We start from the raw sequence: 21,311 nt of genomic DNA on the forward strand, positions 1-21,311 counted from the left end.
GCACAACGTTTTTAATGTTTTATGGGCCTTTGCCATTTGTCCCATACTTCACTCAAATCAACACCTGTGCTCTCAGACATGATCGGTTCAATTTCATGATACTTAAATGCTCTTTTATTGGTTTCGGTCCATTTCAATAATCCAAGCATAGCATCTTTGAATGATTTTTCACCTTTTGTCTCTTTTTGTATCAGTACATCAAGGTCGTGTGCCAAAAGCGCTCCTCTGGAGAATAGATTTTTCCCTATTCTAAAATCAGAGGCATATTGGGTTGAACCTAGAAGAGACAATTCCTTTAGGGTTTTGGTTTTGATAAAATCCGGTGCAGTGTCCAAGTTGGACTTCCACCAGTTCAATATACCGTCATTCTCAAGGATATTTTGGAAAGAAGCATACCATATAAACCCCTCATTTAACCAGATGGTTTCTATAAGTGGTGCCACTTGCCACGCAAATGGGCGGTATCCTTCACCATAGGATCGTAACGGCATCCATGAATGTCCCATGTGATGTAGGATGGTTCCCAAATCCCTACTGGGATTATATTCCTGCGTAATATCCCTGTGTGCCGTCATACTGTTTAAATGCTCCATATTAAAGCCGTAGTCATGTCTTGCCGATATAGGTTTCAGAAACTCATACACCAAGGTGTAATGCGGCATGGGAACGTATCCAAAATAATAGGCAAGTTTCTGTAGCGATAATAAACCTGTATTTCCAATACCTTCCAAATCATTGGTTGTCGCTGCATAGGCCGCTACAAATAAAGGGATTTGCGCTTCTTCAACACGAATCACCAGAACGCCCTCGCCCATGAGGTACTGCGCATCAACCAGTACTGCATAGTTTTCAACCTCAAAACTATCCGTTCCGTATTGTCGGTCGGTATCAGGTCTTAAGGTGCTGAAAATAGGCCATGAAGGGTCGGTATTGATGGTTAAATTGATGGCCTCTGCTTCCAGTCCTTCAATAAAGCCGAAAACGGAATAGCCAAGCAGTCCCAGATAGTCTTTTCTGGCTTTGGAACTTGTGGAGGCATCCAATAAATCAATTTCCATTTTTTGTATGTCGACCGTATAACTCACCTTATTCAGAAGATCATTACTATCCCCAAACGTAAAGAAGCTTCCGTCTCCTATCATTCCTGATAATTGCTTACCTGTAGTGGTATAACCAACAACATCATCAATAAAGGCTAGGTAGTTTGTTAGAATATAGGTTCCAGGTGCACTTCTTGGAATTATTAGCTTAATGGAGTCGGCGTTTAACGTATCAAATTCCAGTTCAATATTGATTTTATCCGAACCCGGTGTATAATCAAGTGTATATCCGATTGGGTTTTGCGCAAACGAAATGTTAAAACAAATAATCAGTAAAAAGTGTAGCGTAATTTTTTTCATTTCGTAAGTGTTGTGTAACGGTCTGTTGTATGGTTAGTTGCATGGGCAAGCAACTAAGTTAGTAAAGAAAAGGGAATAGTTCATTGCTTTGGATTTTACAATTCATAAAAGTAATTTTCAGTTTCTTTCAAGATTACATTGAATTTTCATGAGCAACGTTATTTGCCATAAATAACCCATTCTCTTCAGAAACTTTATACTTTTTCAAACTAATTGGATCAGGAGTTTAATAAACTGATCCAAATTGCCAATGTTCTATTGTAAATCAGTGTTTAATCGAAGCCAAATGAAAGCTAAATTTTAATAGTTAATCACTAGCACCATTTTTTATTGATTAAGTTGTTCATAGTGCACTGTGAATTAGAAAACTTCATTGATCTTAATAATATCACCTATTGAGAAAATAGGGTCATTAATACATCCGTTTGAATGTTGTCGGCTTTTTCCCTAATTGGAGACTCCATCATTGTATTGAAATTTGTGGCCAGAAATACAATGGCATTCAATTCGGGTAGATAGATCAACACGCATCCAGCACCAATACCGCCACCTGAATGTCCTACACCATAAGTCACATCCAAATCATAATAAGTTAATCCTAAACCATATCGTTTCTCTCCTTTTTCATTGGTCACCCATTCCTGCATCATTTCCAAAGTTTGGGGTTTGAGCAGTTTTCCTTCCACTAAACCTTTCAAAAATTGTACAGCATCCTGTGTTGTTGTTATGAGGCCATCATCGCCACGCATTGAAGCCACATTGGATCTTTGCAATTTAGAAACATTTACAGGTAGGCTTACCTGTAAGACATCCCAATAAGCATCTACCAATTTTAGGTCTGACAAGTAATTATCTTTGGTCAGATAAAATGTTGAATCCAAATTTAGTTTATCAAAAATCACCTTTTTCATATAGGTACCATGGTCGCCTGTTATTTTATCGGCGATCAATGAAAGCACTTCATAATTGGTGTTTCGATATTCGTATTTGGTCCCAGGTTCACAAGTTAAGCTACCGTTCTGTATATAGGATAACATTTCTGGAACTGAAATTATCGTAGGTGGGTCCTGCATGATCCTGGAAACCATCAATGGATTTGTACTGTATTCAGGAAGCCCCGATGTATGGTTCAAAAGCATTTTGACCGTAATCTTTTCAAAACCTTCAATGGAATTTAACCAAGGATAGTCCAAGAATTTATTGATCGGGTCTTCTAGATCAATCTTTCCCTCTTCATAAAGTTTTAAGATAATTACTGCCATATATGTTTTGCTTATGCTTTGTAAATAAAACTTATGGTTTACGGTAAGTGGAGTTTTTCTCTCCAAATTGGCATAGCCATCGGCATAGGACCACACTCCCGTATCGGGGGTATAAACCGAAATTCCAAGACCGGGAATACCCATGTCCAAATATTTTTTAAATACCTTTTTTAAAGCTTCCTGCTTTTCTTTTGGAAACTCAACGGTTTGTGAAAACGTGTTTATGGACACAAGGAATGTACATACTAAAATAAATGCTGTTCTTTTCATGATTAAAGATTTTGAGCAAATATTATGGGATTCAAGTGAATACCATGAATAGTTTTTTGTCGTTTTCTTGAAGTGTAGCAAATTTCAGTATGAAATGTAGCAATTGCATTTCATCAGTCATGAGATGTAATACTTACCCATCGCTTAAAATCTGGGGCAATGGTTCTACTTACAATAATTTTATCGGGAAGGTTTTTAGTTTGGTATATGGATACACTTAATTTGCCATTAATATCCCTACTGTAATTTTTAATTAAATCTCTATGAAGAATAAATTTTCTATTTAGTCGATAGAAAAGTTCTTGGGGTAGTAATGGCATAATTTTGTTGAGCGAATTATCAAGGACAAAATTCTTGTTTTCCTTCGTTTTTAAATATGTTGCGCCATCATCAACATAAAATGCAGAAATCGATTCAAAAGGTATTGTTTCAACAGTTTTCCCCAATTGAACTTCAAATCCGTGTAGCCGGAGTTTCTTGTCTTTTTCGCGAAGCGACTGCGTTTTTAGCCATTGGTCATAAAAATACATTCCAATGTAAATCCCATTGATGACCAATATCCAAATAAAAAAGATAAAAAGATTATAGGTATAGAATTTTATGGGCAGGGGGTGGTCCCCAAAAATTTCATTTATTACAACGGTAGCCAGAATAATAAACCCTTGCGCAAAAATGTTGGTCAATAACAATTGCAAAAATAAGCGCTTCATCAAGGCCTTATCGTAGGGCAATCTTCGATCTAAAAATCTTATTATAACCCTTATAATCCACCATGCAACATAGCCTTGAGCCGTATCTATCAGGTAAGTGGTATAGGTGTACCAGTCCCAACGAATATTGGTATAGGTTAAATGGTAATTAATGGTATTAATAAAAGGTATTAATATTAGGAATATAAGGGTGTCGTTGTATTTGTCGAGATATTTTGAAAACATCAAGCGAAGTTTAGTCTAAAGATACTTCCATTTTCTTTTGAAATAATATTATTACGGTTTGTTATAATAAAGCACAACGGTCTCGGCCATGATTTCGTTATGGCTGGCGACTGGTGAGCTACGGCCACAGGACGAAACCATTTCTTTGGTTATTGGTTTTCTTAAAAGTAGGGAATTTTGTTTAGGGAGGAGGGGAGCGATGAATTATTGCCATTGTTTGCAACCCTCCCTAAATGGGATAAAATCGTCGTCATTTCGAACCGACCGAAGGGAGTGTGAGAAATCTGAATGGTTACAGGAGTTTTCTCAATCGTCGCCGTGCTCCTCATGTCGAAATAGCGATGGACGGTGTAAACCAAGCGCCCCACAAGATACAATCTTGCGGTAGCGGGGGATAGATGCATTACTATATTATTTATTTAAGAAAGGAATCCGAAATATACTTTATAAATTCAGGTGTAACAGAACGCCAGTAGCTCCAATTATGAGCTCCATTCTGGATCCTGAATTCATGTTCTATACCTTTCTTTTTAAGAACAGTATGTAACATTACATTATTCGGGGATAAGTGGTCATCATCACCACAACTGATATACAACTTTATCCCACTCTCTGTATCATCAGGTAAATTTTCGTAATACGCAAAAACATCATACGGTTTATACCATTCCATCAATCCTTTTTCATTAACATTCGGATACCTTTTTCTCAAATATTCGTAATCATATTTTCTTACAGCACCAGCCAATGCACAGGCAACAGAAAATTCTTCAGGGTGGTGTTGGATATATTGTATAACAGCTGCTCCTCCCAATGAAGCACCTGCCAAAGCCCTGCTGCCCCTCTCTGTTCTGCAACGATAATTTTTTTCTATGTAGGGCATGAATTCATCAAAAAAGTAATTTTCAAAATTAAAATCACCTTCGGGGTCATTCCAATAACTGATTCTTTTTGTGTCGAAGTTGGCGTCGGGTGTTACAACTATCATTGGTGCAATTTCACCACTTTCAATGGCTTTATCCAAATATTGTTTCAATCCTCCATAATAGTACCATGATTGCTGATTTGGAATCGTGTTAGACGGACCTGCCGGATGCAATAGATATAAGACCGGGTACGTACGTTCAGACGACTCATAACCCTCTGGTAAATAAATCGAATACTTACGTTCCATATTTAAAATATTACTATGAAGTGTTTTTGAATCGAAAACTTTACTTTGGCTTTGTGCCTGGGTGTTAATGGCCAAAAAGAGAAAGGATATTAAAAATGTTATGATTTTCATATTGTTCAATTTTAAATAGAAAGGTTGAATTTATTTGAAAAATCTTTTATTCTGAAAGAATTTGTGTTGATTGTCGTGCCGCTAATTGCCATCCTTCTTTGATTTTTATTTCATCACTTCATTGTCCAACAGCAACGGGTAGTTGCCATAATGAAACTGATTAAGAACAAATTTAATACTTTCATAATATTTATATTTTTGAACCAATGTACATTTTAGAAATTGATTTCCCTTTTTTAAGTGACACACAACGGTCTCGGCCATGATTTCGACCTTTGGTTATTGGTTTTCTTAAAAGTAGGGAATTTAGTTTAAGAAGAGGAGGGGGACGATGCATTATAGCCATTGTTTCAACACATTTTTATTAATGGTTAAATTGAGGCAGACCGTCCAGGAAAGTATCAGTAAAAAAGCGGTTTTCTGAACTATAGGAGAATATTGGGTTAGATTTTCATTGTAGTAAAAGAAGTTGTTTAACCCAACAATGATCATACAAAACACACCCATTACCATTAAAACGGTTAATTGGTTTTTGTGAAGTGCTCGTAACATTCCTATAATGACCAAGGTGCCAAATACACTTAAGATAGTTGTCATAATATCATGGTATTTGGTGAAAATGAAACTTGCTGACAACATTCCTAAAGTTCCCGAGATTCTAATTATTATTTTCCAATTTCTGCTTTTTTCAAAGTGATCTGCAAACTGAAAGAAAAAGATGATCATACTAGCGCAAAGGATGGTTATGCCGGCAATGGCAACGGGTCTTGCTTGATTTTGAACCCCATTCAAGCCGTTTTCACGCATTAAGTTGCACCAATGATTGTTGAGCCAATCAAAACCTGCTGAATTTATATCTGCCAGCGAACCGCCGGGGTATAGTTTGGAAGCATAAATGTAAATACCGATGAACACCAGTATTCCTATGGTAGGAAGAAATTTTAATAAGCCTTTTGGGTTTAGCATATCCCTCGGTTTTTACAAACATGCTATCATGTTCTTGGCTATGATCGTTTGTTGTCTTAAAAGTAGGGAATTTAGTTTAGGGGAGGAGGGAAACAATGAATCAAAGCCATTGTTGTGCTATCATTATTTATCAATTTCATTATTTACCTGATGTAATAGAGCATTTATCTTTGGGGTGAATTTTTCGATGGTATTTTTCGCACTGGATGCTCTCCATTCAATATCTGCAAGAAGCCAAATAAATTCTGGTTTTTGTAAGATATCGTTAGGAATACGATTAACTATCCAATTGTTATTTTCATCAAGATATGGAAACTCACGAAGTGAGAGCAATTGTTCTACATTGGACCTATATCGTCTTGTTGCATGGTCAATTTGAGTTTTGAACAATATCAACTCGAAATCAAAGAAATTTATTAAGTGATTTCGTAGACTATCATTGGAAACACGATCTATTCCAGAAGTTTTTAATGCTTCATAGGGGCCAGTATTGAACTGATAATATCTTCCAATATTTAAATTCCATAATTCGGACTGCAAAGAATCATGAAAAGTAACTCTATTTTGAGTCAAGCTTGTAAAATAATCTACCGTATTCTTTAGAGCTTCATAAGCCTGAATTTGCTCTTGTAAGTTAATTTGGTCTCCCTTCAACCCTCTTTTGATTTCTGATAACATTTTTACTTCATAGGCTCGGTCCTTTTTGGCTTCATTCCAATTATTAATTTGAAGTGCAATCAAAATTCCAATAACCACTAGCACGATTTCTCCAATGGCATAGGTCAGGTATTTTCCAAACTTATTTTCAGAGAGTAGTTGTTGACGGATTTTCCTAAAGAATTTAATCACAAGCGGTTGGTTTCTCTAAAGATAGGATTTTTAATGAATTGGATACTTGTCATTTCGAACCGATCGAAGGGAGTGTGAGAAATGGGAATGGTTACAGGAGATTTCTCAATCGTCGCCGTGCTCCTCATGTCGAAATAACGATGGACGGTGTAAACCAAGTGCCCCACAAGATACAATCTTGCGGTAGCGGGGGAGTAGTTATTTTTAATTCAAGAATGAATTAATTTTTTCTTTTACAATGTTAAGTGATTCTATAAATCCATTAAGAACTTCAAAATGCTTACTGGTGATGTACTCCATGTCTTGAAACGCAGCAATAACTTCATTAGAAATTTCGTTTATCTCGATAGCGTTATAATCTTCAGGGATGTATTTGGCAGAGATTACACTTAATGGTTCCACAAATTTTTCTATCAATTTATTTCTGTTTATTAGAACATTATTCGACATTATTTCTTCGTCATGAAATGCGTCTAAAGTTAATTTAGAATAATCAGTCATAAACTTATCTTCTGCATTGAAACTCCATTTTTTTATACCATCCTCAAACTTTATATCAATGCTACGTTTATTGCATAATTCAAAATAACGAGTGTACAGTAAAAGTCTGTAGGAATAGAATTTTTCTTCGTGATAGTTATACTTTTCAATGTAGGTTCGTATTTCACTTCGTAAAGATTCTCTAAAATCATATAAAGAATAAAGTGAGGTCATTAGTTTGTTTATATCTTGAATTTTTTCCTTGTCATTGAACCCATGTTTTCGATAAATATCTTTAATACTCACAAATTGTAAAAAATCGACTTGTATTTCTGGATAAAATTTCATTTTGAAATCTTTTTTTCCCAAGTAACTTTCTATCGCATCAATTTGATTTGAAATTGGTTGTAGAATTGATTTTAAGTTATTTTTGAAAAGTTCATTTTCAGAGTATTGCAGGGAAATGTCTTCCACTTTTTTATCTCCTTTTTCTCTGCTATAAACGTTCTCAGCAATCCAATATGCTCCAAGAATACTCAAAACCGTTACAGCTAAACTTAAAAAGTCAAACCAATTAGGTGAAGTTGTTTGAAAAAGAAGCTGAAGCATTATCAATGTTTTCGATATTGGTTTTAATTACTGCCAACGGTTCTAAAAAGCGTTGCTACCCTGTAGGACAGCAATATTTTTAGCCATTGTTAGCAAAAGTTTTTATTCCACAATAAACTCACGATCCAAATTGTCTGTTTTCCCAAATTTTATGTAGCCTTTGGTCAATAAATTATAAATAAAAATATCTCGTAAGTAATTCAAACTCTTTTGGTCATTAATAGTAAAAAGTGATTTAAAATCACCTATTAATTTTTTCTTATAAAATTGATATAAACTTTTTTCGCCTCTATATCTGTAATCGTAACCTCTATATTTTTGTTTGGAAAATCTTGAGTCGATAAAATTTTCTAAATCACTTTCCAAGAAGTACTTTTTATTAAAATAGTCATCGTGTTCTTTTCCATTAAAAATGAAAAAGTCACTTATGGTTTTTGAGGATTTAAGTATTTCAGCGAAGTTTTGAATTTTTTTAAGTTTCCAGTTTTTATAATAGAGCTTTAATCCAATTATAATTAAGAGTCCAAATAATAAATAATTGAGATATATGATGTCAAAAGGAATTAAATCAACTATTGAATCTTTTAAAGAGCTTATTTGGGATAATATGTTAACAAATAACAACAGAAATGCAGAAATACCTAAAACTATAAAATTTGAATTTTTCGGTTCGTATAGGCCTTTTAATTGAGTATTAAGTTCTTCCGATTTATCTTCTTGAGCCTTGGTAATAATTTTTTTTAATCTTTCTATTTCGTGTTCTTTAAGAGATAAAGAAACTTTTAATCCTTTATTTTTCTCTTCTAATTGTACTATTAAACTTTTGTCAATTATAGATTGATAGTTTTTTTCATAAACAACAAGTTCTTTTGCTGATTTTGAAAGTTTTAAATTATCTAAGTAAACCTTTAATTCGGTTAGCAGCCCATTTAGTCTTTTAAATCTTTCGTTGGCCTCTTCTTGCAGCTTTGGCTCAACCAAGTCTGGATGAGAAAGATTTCTTGATTTGTATAGAATGTCGTAAAGTCCAAACGCATCAATCTCTTCGGTTATTTTAAGTTCTGATTTTACCTTCTCAATTATTGATGTTTCCAGCTCACTCATAAATTGTTGCCAACTTCTTTATATAAATATAAAATACATCCCTATACCCCCAATAGGGCCTATAACCGATGTATTTGATCATCGGTTACTAATTTCACCGAAATTTCCCTCAAAACCAATACGTTAACCTTCTGAGTTGTAAGAAAGTTATTAACCAACAACCCTTTTGTGTTTCCGGATAAAATGTATATTTGAAATGTCAACACATTTTAATAATCTCGCAATGCGAAAATTTCAAAATCGGTTTAAACAGAAAAAACTGGGAAGGCATATGGGTGTAAGTCCCAAGACCTATCTGAGCATTGCTTGGAATGTGTTGACGGTGACCTTCCCTTTTTGTTTCATTAAAAACCTACTTACTTATGTCAACACAAGATGGTCAAAAAAACTGCCCCCAAGGCAGTAGCGCGGACGCGCAAAGCGCTCCCAAAATTCTCCACATGCTCAGCCCGGCCCAGGTACAATTGTTACACTACGCCGATGCGCTGGATGGTCCCCATCTGGTAAAATCCCTAAAACTGCTGCACAATATTGCCGTGTACCACTCCACCGAACCCATTGATGAGGAAGAAAAGGATGCCCTCTACCTTATAAAAGGGCTGTGGGAGTGTGTTGAGGGGATTGTTAGGGAAAGGTGAAGAGTGAAGGGTGAAAGGAGATGGAACGTTGAAAATGGAGTCAGGAGTCAAGAAACAAGACTCAAATTAAAGCAAATTGGAATACATTTCACGAATTACTCGAATGGCTATTGATCAGTGCCAATTGTTCATTGGAAAATGGTAAAGGGTGGGAGGGCCTTTGCGGCCCTCTTTTGTTTTTATGCTTGGTGTTGTTTTTATTCTGTAATGATCTTTAAATGCTCCTTGGAGCCCGTCATTTGCCAATGGCCCAACGAAATTGGGATATTGCCAATACTGTTCAGGGTGTCAAAAAAGCCTTTCGGGGCAAAGGGTTCGCCCTGTAGCTCTTTTTGTCGGGCATAATCGGCCAAGGCACTTTCCAACAAATATTTACCGGTAATATAACTGGAGCCATACCCAGGTTGGCGCAAATAGAGGTGTTGCTCAAAAATGAGCAGTTCCTTTTCGGTCTTCATCCATCCACGAGGGGTGTATTCGCTGTGGATGCCTCCGGCCTCTTCCATGGTCATTTCGTTGGCGTGTGCATATAACGATCCCAAACCTCTGGCCGCACGCTGCGCGATCATAATGTAAACGATCTCTTTGGTTCTTGGGCTATCATCATAAAGACCTGCTTGCATAAACATTTCTTCCACGGCGGTGGCGGTTCCCTCGTTCCTCGAATCCCAAATATTATATAATAAAGGGCCTTTTCGTATCTCACTTTTATGGGGTTCATTGTCCATTCGTGCCAGTTCAAACCAATGGTAAAAATGGGAGTATAGCGGTCTGGCATCGTAATGCTCGCCAATGGCGAAAAAATTACGGGTCTCTATGGGTATAAATTCGCCCAAATGTTCGCGTAGGGCAGGGTCAAAATAGGGTTTTACGGTAACAATGTCCTGTTGTTCCAAAAAGTTCATCAAACTTTTGGCAGAGGCATCGGCCATTTTATCATAAGCTTCGGGGGAGTCTGCAGCGATTAACTCGGGCAGGTTTCTATTTCTGTGCTCTTCCAATTTTAACGAAGCCCATGCACGGGAGAGCTCCCGTTTTAGGATCATTACTTCGTCCTCCCATGTGAGGGGCACCAAGTGTACGTTTTGTAGATACCAGGTGTAATTGTCCTTGCCAATGCCCGAAGGACCGGTTTTGGATTCGGATTCGGCCTGTAGCCAAGAAACAAGGTCGTTGGTGGACGCTATGGCCTCATCGATAACGGCAACCAGTTCGGCATCTTTTGTAACGGCTTCGTTCGCTTTTAACTCGGTGAGCACCACACTCTGGTTTTGGATATCCCGAATACCGGTGACCCATAAATCCCGGGCGTTTCCGGTCAAGTTTTTCTTGGCTTGCGTATTGAAAGGTACAATTACCTTTAAGTCGGACAGGAGCCTAGATCGTTCTTCTGTGGATAAAGGAAAGGTATAGGTCCAAAGTTCCGTGGTGCCATGATTGGTCGGCCCCTCATGGGCGGGCACATCGCTTTTAGCGGTCCAAACCACTTTGTAAAAAGCGGGATCGCGCACCCAAGGTTTCAAGATTCGATGGTTAAAATCGTAGCCATTCATTTCGGCCCAAACAATCATCCAATCCACTTGGTTTTCCACGGACCAATTGGTGGTGTCGATTGCTTGTAAGCTTGCCTGTAATTCTTTGAACCTTGGCCAGCGTTTTTCAAAGGTTTCTGCGGTATAATCGGGAGCACCGTCCAAAAGTGGAGGGTTTTCGAATGTTCGCCACTCTTTAAACAAGGAAACCAAGTCTTGATACTCGTTGGAAGTGAAATTTTCAGTTTTGGTCGGTGTTTCTGTGGTGCTATCTTTCTTTTCGGTTTGACAGCTCATCAGGAGCATTGCTACAAAAGATAGGAGGGTGGTGGTTTTTCTCATAATTCAGTTGCTGAACTTTATTTAGATCGGAATTGAATTCAACTCATCTGTTCCGAATTTATCTATCAATTTATTTTGGTTGAAAAACACATATCTGTCAAAATCATCTTTGTGTGGGTTCGATTCAAAAACAGCTCTTAGGTTTATAAGGTTATTCTTTCTTAAATATGTTCTAAATTCATTTAATATCACTCCATGGATAGGTGTTGTTATTCTTTTGTCATGTAATCGTAAAAGATTTTTGAAATATCTGCCAACTGTGCCGTACCCTTATCAAAATCGGTTAAGTTTTTGGAAAGTAAAACCAGCACATAACTGTTCCCATCCGGCAAATAAACAATGCCCGCATCATGGTGAACCCCGGTTATTGACCCTGTTTTATGGGCTACCGCTACATCTTTGGGCAGGTTATGCGGAATAATGTCGTTAAACTGTTGGTCTTTTAGAATACGGACCATTTCCGTACAATCGGCTTCGGATCCAGCAGAATTGGTTGCTATGGCCTTCATTATTATTAATAAATCCTTTGCCGTTGTAGCGTTGCTAAGGCCCAAATCGTAGGCCTTTTGGTCTTCGACACCTCGTAGGACCTCGATTTTATCCGCGCCCAAGTTTCGCATGGTGGCCGTAACTTTTTTGGCATCCACCAGCTCTATCAAAACATTGGTGGCCAAGTTACTGCTAACGGTAATCATACTGTACATCAGATCTTTGAGAGCCACCTTGGTGTTGATCTTGCCATAGATCACATCGTCGCTATCATCCCCAATATCCATGCTGTACGGGCTCCCATCAACAATGCTCTTAAACTCATTTATTAAAAGGATGGAATCGTTCAAATTGATTTTTCCCGCTTCCTTTTGTTTGAAAAGCTCGATCATAACGGGAACTTTCATAGTACTGGCCGCATGAAACTCTTCCTCTTCATTTATGTAAAGCCTGTCCTCAGGGTTTGAAAGATTTAAAAAGGCTACTGCGACATCGCCTTTAATGGAATCGATTTGGTTACTGACTTTGGCTTTTAAAGCCTCCTTTTCGGTTATTTTGGGCTGACACGCCACACAGCAAAATAGTAATAGCACCATTACGGATTTTACTGATGAATTCGTTTTGATCATTTTGGTTGGGTTGAATAACTAAATTCGGTGAATTAGCCTTAATAATCAATAGGTTAAACAGTATTCTTTTGTATTGTTATTAACAAAAGGAGGAATTTTGCTATTACGAATTGTAAAAACTCACCAAATCGGTTTCTGGATCATCCCTGACCAGCGAGGAGCTTGTGGACATAAAATTGTCAATTCGAGTGAGTTTAACCCATGGTCTTGGGCTAAATTAGTATCGAGAATCAGCTTTAGGCCAGGGTGGAAACCGTTCTCGATACGGTTTTCCTTGAAAATCACTCGAACTGACATCTGCGGATTGATTTTTAGAGCGTATTCAAAAAATTCACTAAATCGGTTTCTGGGTCATCCCTAACCAGCGAGGAGCTTGTGGACATAAAATTGTCAATTCGAGTGAGTTTAGCCCATGGTCTTCGGCTAAATTAGTATCGAGAATCAGTTTTAGGCGAGGGTGGAAGCCGTTCTCGATACGATTTTCCTTGAAAATCACTTGAACTGACATCTGCGGATTGATTTTTAGAGCGTATTCAAAAAATTCACTAAATCGGTTTCTGGGTCATCCCTGACCAGCGAGGAGCTTGTGGACATAAAATTGTCAATTCGAGTGAGTTTAGCCCATGGTCTTGGGCTAAATTAGTATCGAGAATCAGCTTTAGGCCAGGGTGGAAACCGTTCTCGATACGATTTTCCTTGAAAATCACTCGAACTGACATCTGCGGATTGATTTTTAGAGCGTATTCAAAAAATTCACTAAATCGGTCTCCTTGTCCAGCTCCAACTTTTTCTTTAAACGGTATTTGGATTTAAGAATACTGTCTGGAAGCACGTTCAGCGTAGCGGCAATTTCCTTGGTGGTGAGATTCATGCGTAAAAAAGCCGCCAAGCGGATTTCCTTTTCGGAGATGTCGGGGTAAATGGTTTTTAACTTTTGGTCAAAGTCATTATGGACCTCGGAAAAGTACGTTTTGAAGACTTCCCAATCCTTATCCGAGGCATTTTCTTTTTTGAGCAACATTACCATACGCCTAAACTCCATTTTGAACTTTTCGGGGGAATTTTTGATGTTCTCCAAGTTCTCCATCAACTCTTGGATAAAGGTGTTCTTTTGCACTAAGTGCAGGGTCTGACTGGTGAGTTCCTTCTTCTTGTGGGCAATTTCCTGTTTGTAGATTTCCTCTTGTTTTTCCCGGGCAATCTTGTTTTTCTTTATTCTCTGTCGGTAACCGAACACCAATAATCCGGAGAGGGCCAGGGCAGAGGCCATACCTCCTGCATAGAGTCCTTTGGTGAGTTTGTCTACTTTGGCTTTTGCGTTCAAGGTGTTGATTTCCTCTTCTTGCAAAGCGATTTCGGCTTCTTTTTTTTCGGTTTCGTAGATGGTTTGGAGTTCGGACAAACGTTGGCCGTTCTCAATATTGTAAATGCTATCGTGCAAGGTTTTGTATTCCCTAAAATAGGTCAACGCCAAACCATCGTTATTTTGCTTGTTTGAGATTTCCGATAATAATTGGTAGGCCTTTGCCTGATTTTCCAATTGTTCACTTTCTGTTGCAAGTGATAGGGCTTTTTTGGCCCATGATTCTCCTTCGGCCAGTTCGTTTTCTTCCGCATTAATTTCTGCTAAACGCAATTGGTTGATGACCAAATTCCCTTTTTGGTCTATAGAATCTGCCATGTTCAGCGCACGTTTATAGTATGTTTTGGCCTCGGTATATTGTCCTTTTTGTTGGTGATATCTGCCCAATGCGGACAAATTGTTTATTTGACCCGTAGGGAATTTCATGTTTTGTGATAGCTCCAAACCCTCATCCAATAAAACTTTTGCAATTTCCAGACTGTCCTTTATCTCGGTGTAAATGCCGCCCAAATTACTGAGCGTGGCAATTATCCCGTGTTTGTCGTTATCCTCTCTGTTCAATTTTTCCAATTGTAATAGATATTTGATGGCGTTTGTGGTATCCCGCATTTTCAAATAATTTTTGGAAATACCCCGCATGGCATCTTTTAAACTGTAGCGATCGTTATACCGTTCGTAAATGTTCATGGCCTTAATATTGTTCTCTAGGGACAATCGATATTCACCTTTGGAAAAATGCATTGTGGCAATAACATTGTAACATGCTGCGATACCGGTAGAATCCTGCTCTTTTGCGAAATTTTTCATGGATTTTTTGGCATAGAACAAAGTGCTGTCATGCTGGTTCATGATGGAATGGTTCATAGCTATGTTGATTTGCATGGCCGCCGTGGAGCTATACCGCTCGTGTTCCTCACTCAGTTTCATGGCCTTCCTATAATAGGTATTGGAAGAGGGGTAATCATCAATGTAGGAATAGGCGATTCCCATTCTTTGGTAGCCCGTGTGCTGAATGGGGACATTGTCCAACTGTTTCCCTAAATCAATGAGTTGGTCGGCATACCCAAAAGCTTTGTCGATATCCCTATCAATATGGGCCCGCCAAAGGTTGACCAGTATGGGGGTCCTGGAGGAATCGGGTGGGGTACTTGCCAATGCTTCGAGAAGACTATCGATTTGTTGTGGTGAAGCATCATATTGAGCAAAGTTTAAACTCGGTGCCAAAACGAGTAAATAGAGGATTCGTAATACCGATTTTCTCATAGTTAAGGTTGAATTTTGTCCTACAAGGTAGAAATATTATGCATTTGAATCCCAATGGATTATAAGGTCAAAGAAAGGCTTGTCCATATAAAATCCATGCTTTTTAAGAGGGATTGTATCCAAAAAAAGTTTCAAACCCATTGATTTTACTGTATTTAATCGATGAACGGTACAAAATTTAAAATCACGTTGTCCATGTGGATTTTGGGTATCGTCCATGGTAGCTGTCCATACTTTGTCCATGCTCAAAAATAGGTTTGAGGAGTGTATGCCTCTAATTTCGAGCCTGTTGAACCTCAAAAACCAAATAATTATGAAAACAACACAATCACATTTTAAAACCGGTATGTATATATTGGTTTTCAGTTTAGCCCTGACCATTATTAATGGTTGCAGCAAAGAAAGTTCCAATCCTGGTCCAGAGCAAGGTGGAGAACAGGAGGAATCCGAAGACATTAAAACTTACCTCAATAATCTAAGTTATAATCCGGATGAAATGTTGAACGTACAATCCGATACCGGAACTAGCTCGGAAAACTTGGCCAGTTCTGCCGGAACAGCGGCTGGTATAACTGTAAATTGTAGTACGGATTCTTACAATATTCGTTCAAATTTTGAAAACGTTGCCATTTTTGACCCCGGATTGGGGGTGATTTACCCAGGAGCTTTGGTAAAAGGTAACTCGGGAATGTTAGATGGTGTTCCAGAACCGTTACAAGTGCCTCGCGCCCCTGCCAAGTTAAGGGTGCTCTTACCTGGAATTGGCTCAGGCGGGAATGTCACCGTAGATAATCCGAGTTTCACCAATGTGGATGCCAGTATTGATGAAGTATTGGAATACTGGAACAGTGAAATTGCAACTCAGGGCTATGAAATTGACTCGGATGCGTATTTTGAATCAACCACAGCCTATTCTTCACAACAATTTAGTCTTGATTTGGGCGTAAGTGCCGAATGGTCCAAAGGCTCGTCATTCGAAGGCCAATTCCAGTATAGTACCTCAACAACCAGTAATACAGCGGCCGTTTTGTACCGTCAAGTGTTTTATGACGTAATCATGGAGTCGCCAGCAAGTCCCGCATCCGTATTTGCTGATGATGTTAGTCTAGCGGATATCGAATCTGTAATTAATGCAGGCACACCACCGGCGTATGTAAGTTCTGTTTCTTATGGTCGTATTATTATGATTCGATTGGAGGCCGAAGAAATTATTACCACCGTCAATTTAGCTGCTGCGTTGGAGTATGCCGCGGTTTCAAAAAAAGGTGAGGTCGATATAAATTCGGATTATGAGGAAGTATTGGAAAAATCTACTATTAGTGTAGTGACCATAGGTGGTAATGCAGAGGTTGCTTCGCAAGTTATTACCGGTACAAGCCTTGAAGAAGGACCGGGAAGCCTCAATGATGTAATCGGTGGTGAAAATGCCCTGTACAGTAGGGACAACCCCGGTGCTCCCATTGCCTACACCATTAAGTATTTAAAGGATGATAAAATTGCCAAAATGGGGTACTCCACGGACTACACCGCTACAACTTGTTCAGCTGAGGACTATTTCCACGACAAAATTAAAGTGATCAATGATTTTGATGTAAAAAATATACGTGTTAAAATCAATTATGACGGAGGAAGTGATTTACCCACCGATACTGAATGGCAGAAAGGTGAGTTCATTACCATAAAAGATGAAACTGAAATGGAATTTCAGGTGCCACCCGGGGCATATAATGTAGATGTAACCATTGACTATTATAATTTTGGTTGGAACGATCTTGTTGATGAGGAGTTGGGCTATGTAAGCTCCAAAAAATGTTATAGGGCCTATAATCCTTCAGGTTTTGAAAATTCGGCTTACGACAACAATTGTAAAGACTAAGACTTTAAAAGTGCAGTCGGCCGCTCAAGTGGGGTTCAACCATTTGATGCCGGCTGTTTTTATTCCCTTGAAATAGGGAATCTAAATAAGGGTCTCTCGTCGCTACGCTTTCTCAAAATGAGATAGAATTTATAAATGCCAGAAACAAAAAGGGCCACAATACACGGCCCTTTTAAATATTATAAGGTTTAAAAATTTACATTTCCCAACCTTCACGATAGGTTCGCGTCACAAATTGGTTGGCATCTTCAAAATTGGTGATGTTCATGTTCTCCCCATCCCACAGCAGTTTTTTACGACCATAAAACTCCATGTTGCCTTTATCATTTTGTTTGCGTAGCATATAACTACGTATGGCCAAGTTACCCATTAACACGGTTTCGGTCATAGGGCCGGCATAATCAAAGGAGGAAGTGAGATCTTGGTGTTCCTGACTTCCAAACCCTGCTTTGCAGGCATCCACCCATTTGCGTTGGTGACCATATTCCGGTTCAGGCATGTCTTCCACTTCGGGACCGAATTCAGTAACACCATTGCTCATGTATAATTTAGGGGTCAATGGTGAGCTGTCATTTATGTTCGTGGAAATCACCCCGTGTTCTCCATGGATCAACACTCCGTTATAGCTTCCGGGCCCACCAATATCACTATCGGCAGGAATAATGTCGGGGTGGGATGGGCGAATACCTCCATCGCTCCAAGTCATGGTCAAGGGAGCAGCAGTTTTATCAGTGGCCTCATAATTTAAGGTGATAAATGAAGAGGGCGGACAGCCTTCCGGATGGTAATCGGGATTCCACATTTGAGAAAATACCGTGCCCACACTACATTCTGCGGCTGTAGGGTAGCCCAACTTCAAGGTTCGGTAAGGAATATCGATCAAGTGACAGCCTACATCACCCAAAGCACCTGTGCCATAATCCCACCAGCCTCTCCAATTAAACGGATGCAGATTTGGTGTGTACGGGCGCAATGGAGCAGGTCCTAACCATAAATCCCAAAATAAATCATCTGGTTTACTTCCCGGGTCTGCCTTTGGCATGGCATATCCCTGTGGCCAAACAGGACGATTGGTCCATATTTCCACTTTGGTGATTCGGCCCAATGCTCCAGAATCCACCCATTTTTGTACCAAGCCCAATAGCGGATTAGATGCTCCTTGGTTTCCCATTTGGGTCACTACTTTTTTATCACGGGCCATCTGGGTCAACATTCTTGCTTCACGGATGTTGTGGGTCATGGGTTTTTGAACATACACATGCTTGCCGCGCTCCATGGCATTGGCCGCGGCAGGTCCATGCACGTGGTCTGGGGTACTGATCGTCACGGCATCGATATCCTTCATGGTATCGAGCATTTCTCGGTAGTCGTTGAACAGTTTGGCTTTGGGAAAACGCTCCACGGATTGTTTTGCGGACCCGGAAAAATCCACATCGCAAAGCGCGACAACATTTTCACGGCCATTCACGGAGGCGTTGGCAATGTCGGATGCACCTTTGCCACCGGCGCCAATGGCAGCAATATTTAAACGGTCGCTGGGGGCCAAAAAGCCCGGACCACCCAACACGTGGCGTGGCACAATAAAAATACTGGAGGCCAGTGCGGTGTTTTTCACAAAGTTTCTTCTACTGGAGGAGGAGGTTGATTTTTTCATTGTTTGTTTAGGTTGGCTTACTATTTAATTGCTAAACAAGATAGGAAAAAATGAACTGAACGGCTGATGCGATTTTGTGATGAGGGTGAAATTGGAAGGGTTTCGTTATCGTTCTGTGTATGGTGCGTATCCCGAAGGGTATGCACTATACACCTTGTTACAAGCCGTTTTTCTTATTTAAGATCAAGTTTTTTAATTCGGTTTCCAATGGTAAAATCTTTCATTTCTTGCTCTAATAATTTAAAGTCCTCCTTTTGAACTGATTTGATTTGCTCCCCCTTTCTCAAAAGATGTATTTCATCACAAGTATCACTTAAGGTTGAAAAAATATGGGATGAAACTAGAACTGTTTTGTTCAATTCTTTAAGCTTCAATATTATTTCAGTCAAAACAATGTTACTCTGAATGTCAACACCATTAAAAGGTTCATCAAGAATAAAGCACTCATTTTCTTGAAGTAGAATTGCCGTTATTGCTAACTTCTTTTTCATCCCTGTTGAGTAGGAGGAAGCATATTGATTTAGCGGCAAGTCAAAAATATTCTTTTGATCGATATTGATATTTTTCTTATTCCGTGCATTACACAAAAGCCTTATATACTCTTTTCCTGTTATCTTTGAGAAAAAGAAAGGGTCTGTAAGAAGCAATCCTAAATGATTTTTTAAAGGTGTAATTTGGGAAATTATTTCTCCGCTATAATTTTCTAAACCTGCAATGCATCTAAATAAGGTGGTTTTCCCTGCACCATTCTCTCCAACAATGCCATAAACCTTGCCTCTTAAAAAATCCATGTTAATTTCTTTTAACACTTGATTATTTCCATAGTGCTTACTAAGCTCTTTAATTCTAATCATTCAATATCAATCTAAGGTTCTTAATAGATTTTGTGTAGAAATATGGAATTATCAATAAAATCAATGGAGGAAAAGATAGAGCAAAAGCGATTATAATTCCTTCTGGTAAATTAATCTCTGACGGGAATGCAGAGTACTTAGCCAAAACCATTGTCCATAAAAACAAAATACCAATGAATAAAAAGAGTAGTATCAAATTATACTCAGCTGGATAAAAAATCAATAACCCAAGGGAAATTGGAATCGTCAGTAGGGTAGAATTTTTTGTTGCAATCATCATTTTCTTCATCAAAAATGATTTTGGAGTATTGGCATGAACCCATACATAAAACTCTTCTTCAGGTTTTGAGTAATAGCTCAAAGTGATTAGAAACATAAGTGACATTGAGAATATCCCTAAGTTAAAATTGCCTACATTGATTGCAATAACAGACAATGCATAAGTCAAAGGGAAAATTAAAAAGGTCTTTCTAAAGCCTGTGGTAAATTCAAATGGATTTTTAGAAAAGGGTGTAGGAATAGTGAAGTTTAAATTAGAATGAAAAGAGAAAAGAGCAATAGTGATTGAACACAAAAGCAAAATGATGGCTTCGAGGAATGAACTCTTGTATACTAGGATCAAAGCAAATGGAAAGGAAATAATTAAATTTTCTAAGACCCTTATTTTCATTTTTGATTTATCTCCAAAGGTGGCAAGCAAGAAATCCGTTCTGCTCTTTTCGGAAAGCCTGAGTTGAAAACCAAGACAAGCTAAAATGACCAAATATTTAGCGAATTCGGTCTTATGAAAAATGTATTCCGAGAGCAAGACAAAAGCAATTAACCCAAGAAAATAACCGAGAGCTGGATTTACACCTGCTTCTTTAATCTTTCGATTAGTCATTACTAACTGCAATTCAAAGTAGTCTCTCATTTATTATCTGTCTGTCTATTTAATGGCTAGGTAACGTTTTAAGATATATTTTGTTTTAATGATTTATATCAACCGATAACGAAGTTCGCAGAAAAAACCGTGGCATGCAATGGGGTAAGTGACTGATTTATGAGGAGTTGTTAACATTAAACGAAAGCGTATTTGTCATTTCGAGTGAGCGTAGCGACGAGAAATCTCTTATAGGGTTAGATTTCTCACTCCCGATGGTTATCGGTACGTTCTAAATGACATAGATTGCCAAAATTGATGGTTTGCCATTCCTGTAAAAGCAGAAATCCATATGATGTCGGATGCAGGATAGTGAAATTGAGTTTCATACTTCCACTACGTCCAGCATCCAAGTAGAACGATAATAAAGGCTTATTTCTTCGCCTCCACCAATTCCAATTGGTCTACGCTTACATTGGTGGTAAACATCCCGTAATTGACCACGGCCTTGCCTTTTTGGCGATTGTTTTTCTGCGTTTACTGTTTTCCGTTTTTACAATATGGAGCGTTTCCGAGGTCAGTGGGCATTTCTTCTTATCGATGACATATTTTAAAAGTATATCATAAATTCTGTAACCTAATTGAATTG

Annotated in this window: 17 protein-coding genes; 2 read left to right on the forward strand and 15 right to left on the reverse strand. The window is 38.4% G+C overall.

All coding sequences use genetic code 11. The features are described 5' to 3' along the window. Positions 1-11: 11 nt before the first annotated feature. From ACQQ5U_RS02560 to ACQQ5U_RS02595, 8 genes are all read right to left on the reverse strand, one after another. A complete protein-coding gene (locus ACQQ5U_RS02560; protein WP_437395371.1) occupies positions 12-1,400 on the reverse strand; it encodes a hypothetical protein in 1,389 nt (462 codons plus the stop codon). Positions 1,401-1,792: 392 nt separating this feature from the next. Beyond that, positions 1,793-2,932 (reverse strand): serine hydrolase domain-containing protein, encoded by a 1,140-nt coding sequence (locus tag ACQQ5U_RS02565; protein WP_437395372.1) that lies wholly within the window; start codon positions 2,930-2,932, stop codon positions 1,793-1,795. 113 nt (positions 2,933-3,045) lie between these two features. Beyond that, positions 3,046-3,867 carry a LytTR family transcriptional regulator DNA-binding domain-containing protein gene (locus ACQQ5U_RS02570; protein ID WP_437395373.1) on the reverse strand — a complete coding sequence of 274 codons (822 nt, stop codon included), beginning with the start codon at positions 3,865-3,867 and terminating at the stop codon, positions 3,046-3,048. A gap of 415 nt (positions 3,868-4,282) precedes the next feature. Next, entirely contained in the window at positions 4,283-5,152 is an 870-nt protein-coding gene (locus ACQQ5U_RS02575; RefSeq protein WP_437395374.1) for an alpha/beta hydrolase, read from the reverse strand. A gap of 336 nt (positions 5,153-5,488) precedes the next feature. Beyond that, positions 5,489-6,118, reverse strand: a complete 630-nt coding sequence (locus tag ACQQ5U_RS02580; protein WP_437395375.1) for a hypothetical protein — start codon at positions 6,116-6,118, stop codon at positions 5,489-5,491. 123 nt (positions 6,119-6,241) lie between these two features. Next, complete coding sequence (locus ACQQ5U_RS02585) at positions 6,242-6,967, reverse strand: DUF6090 family protein (protein WP_437395376.1); 726 nt, start codon at positions 6,965-6,967, stop codon at positions 6,242-6,244. Between the two features lie 204 nt (positions 6,968-7,171). Beyond that, entirely contained in the window at positions 7,172-8,056 is an 885-nt protein-coding gene (locus ACQQ5U_RS02590; protein ID WP_437395377.1) for a hypothetical protein, read from the reverse strand. 102 nt (positions 8,057-8,158) lie between these two features. Then, entirely contained in the window at positions 8,159-9,160 is a 1,002-nt protein-coding gene (locus ACQQ5U_RS02595) for a hypothetical protein (protein ID WP_437395378.1), read from the reverse strand. A gap of 440 nt (positions 9,161-9,600) precedes the next feature. On the opposite strand from ACQQ5U_RS02595, the gene ACQQ5U_RS02600 reads away from it, so the two are divergent. Then, on the forward strand, positions 9,601-9,798 hold the full coding sequence (locus ACQQ5U_RS02600; RefSeq protein ID WP_437395379.1) for a hypothetical protein: 198 nt from the start codon (positions 9,601-9,603) through the stop codon (positions 9,796-9,798). Positions 9,799-9,995: 197 nt separating this feature from the next. On the opposite strand, the gene ACQQ5U_RS02605 is transcribed toward ACQQ5U_RS02600, so the two are convergent. From ACQQ5U_RS02605 to ACQQ5U_RS02620, 4 genes are all read right to left on the reverse strand, one after another. Then, the gene (locus ACQQ5U_RS02605) at positions 9,996-11,672 is read right to left on the reverse strand and encodes a hypothetical protein (RefSeq protein ID WP_437395380.1); all 1,677 of its coding nucleotides are present in this window, start codon (positions 11,670-11,672) and stop codon (positions 9,996-9,998) included. A gap of 209 nt (positions 11,673-11,881) precedes the next feature. Beyond that, positions 11,882-12,790: a serine hydrolase gene (locus tag ACQQ5U_RS02610; protein ID WP_437395381.1), complete on the reverse strand. Its 909-nt coding sequence runs from the start codon at positions 12,788-12,790 to the stop codon at positions 11,882-11,884. A 733-nt stretch (positions 12,791-13,523) separates the two neighbouring features. After that, complete coding sequence (locus ACQQ5U_RS02615) at positions 13,524-15,416, reverse strand: tetratricopeptide repeat protein (protein WP_437395382.1); 1,893 nt, start codon at positions 15,414-15,416, stop codon at positions 13,524-13,526. A 36-nt stretch (positions 15,417-15,452) separates the two neighbouring features. Next, complete coding sequence (locus ACQQ5U_RS02620; RefSeq protein ID WP_437395383.1) at positions 15,453-15,659, reverse strand: hypothetical protein; 207 nt, start codon at positions 15,657-15,659, stop codon at positions 15,453-15,455. A 70-nt stretch (positions 15,660-15,729) separates the two neighbouring features. Between ACQQ5U_RS02620 and ACQQ5U_RS02625 the strand changes: the two genes are divergently transcribed. Beyond that, the gene (locus tag ACQQ5U_RS02625) at positions 15,730-17,292 is read left to right on the forward strand and encodes a thiol-activated cytolysin family protein (RefSeq protein ID WP_437395384.1); all 1,563 of its coding nucleotides are present in this window, start codon (positions 15,730-15,732) and stop codon (positions 17,290-17,292) included. 196 nt (positions 17,293-17,488) lie between these two features. Here the strand turns inward: ACQQ5U_RS02625 and ACQQ5U_RS02630 are convergent, their stop codons facing one another. From ACQQ5U_RS02630 to ACQQ5U_RS02640, 3 genes are all read right to left on the reverse strand, one after another. Beyond that, complete coding sequence (locus ACQQ5U_RS02630; RefSeq protein WP_437395385.1) at positions 17,489-18,946, reverse strand: Gfo/Idh/MocA family protein; 1,458 nt, start codon at positions 18,944-18,946, stop codon at positions 17,489-17,491. 173 nt (positions 18,947-19,119) lie between these two features. Beyond that, the gene (locus ACQQ5U_RS02635) at positions 19,120-19,800 is read right to left on the reverse strand and encodes an ABC transporter ATP-binding protein (RefSeq protein WP_437395386.1); all 681 of its coding nucleotides are present in this window, start codon (positions 19,798-19,800) and stop codon (positions 19,120-19,122) included. Further along, positions 19,793-20,713, reverse strand: a complete 921-nt coding sequence (locus ACQQ5U_RS02640) for an ABC transporter permease (protein ID WP_437395387.1) — start codon at positions 20,711-20,713, stop codon at positions 19,793-19,795. The genes ACQQ5U_RS02635 and ACQQ5U_RS02640 overlap by 8 nt, the downstream gene beginning before the upstream one ends. Positions 20,714-21,311: the final 598 nt, after the last annotated feature.

The organism is Flagellimonas lutimaris (assembly GCF_051494225.1).
GTDB classification, from domain to species: Bacteria; Bacteroidota; Bacteroidia; order Flavobacteriales; family Flavobacteriaceae; genus Flagellimonas; species Flagellimonas lutimaris_A.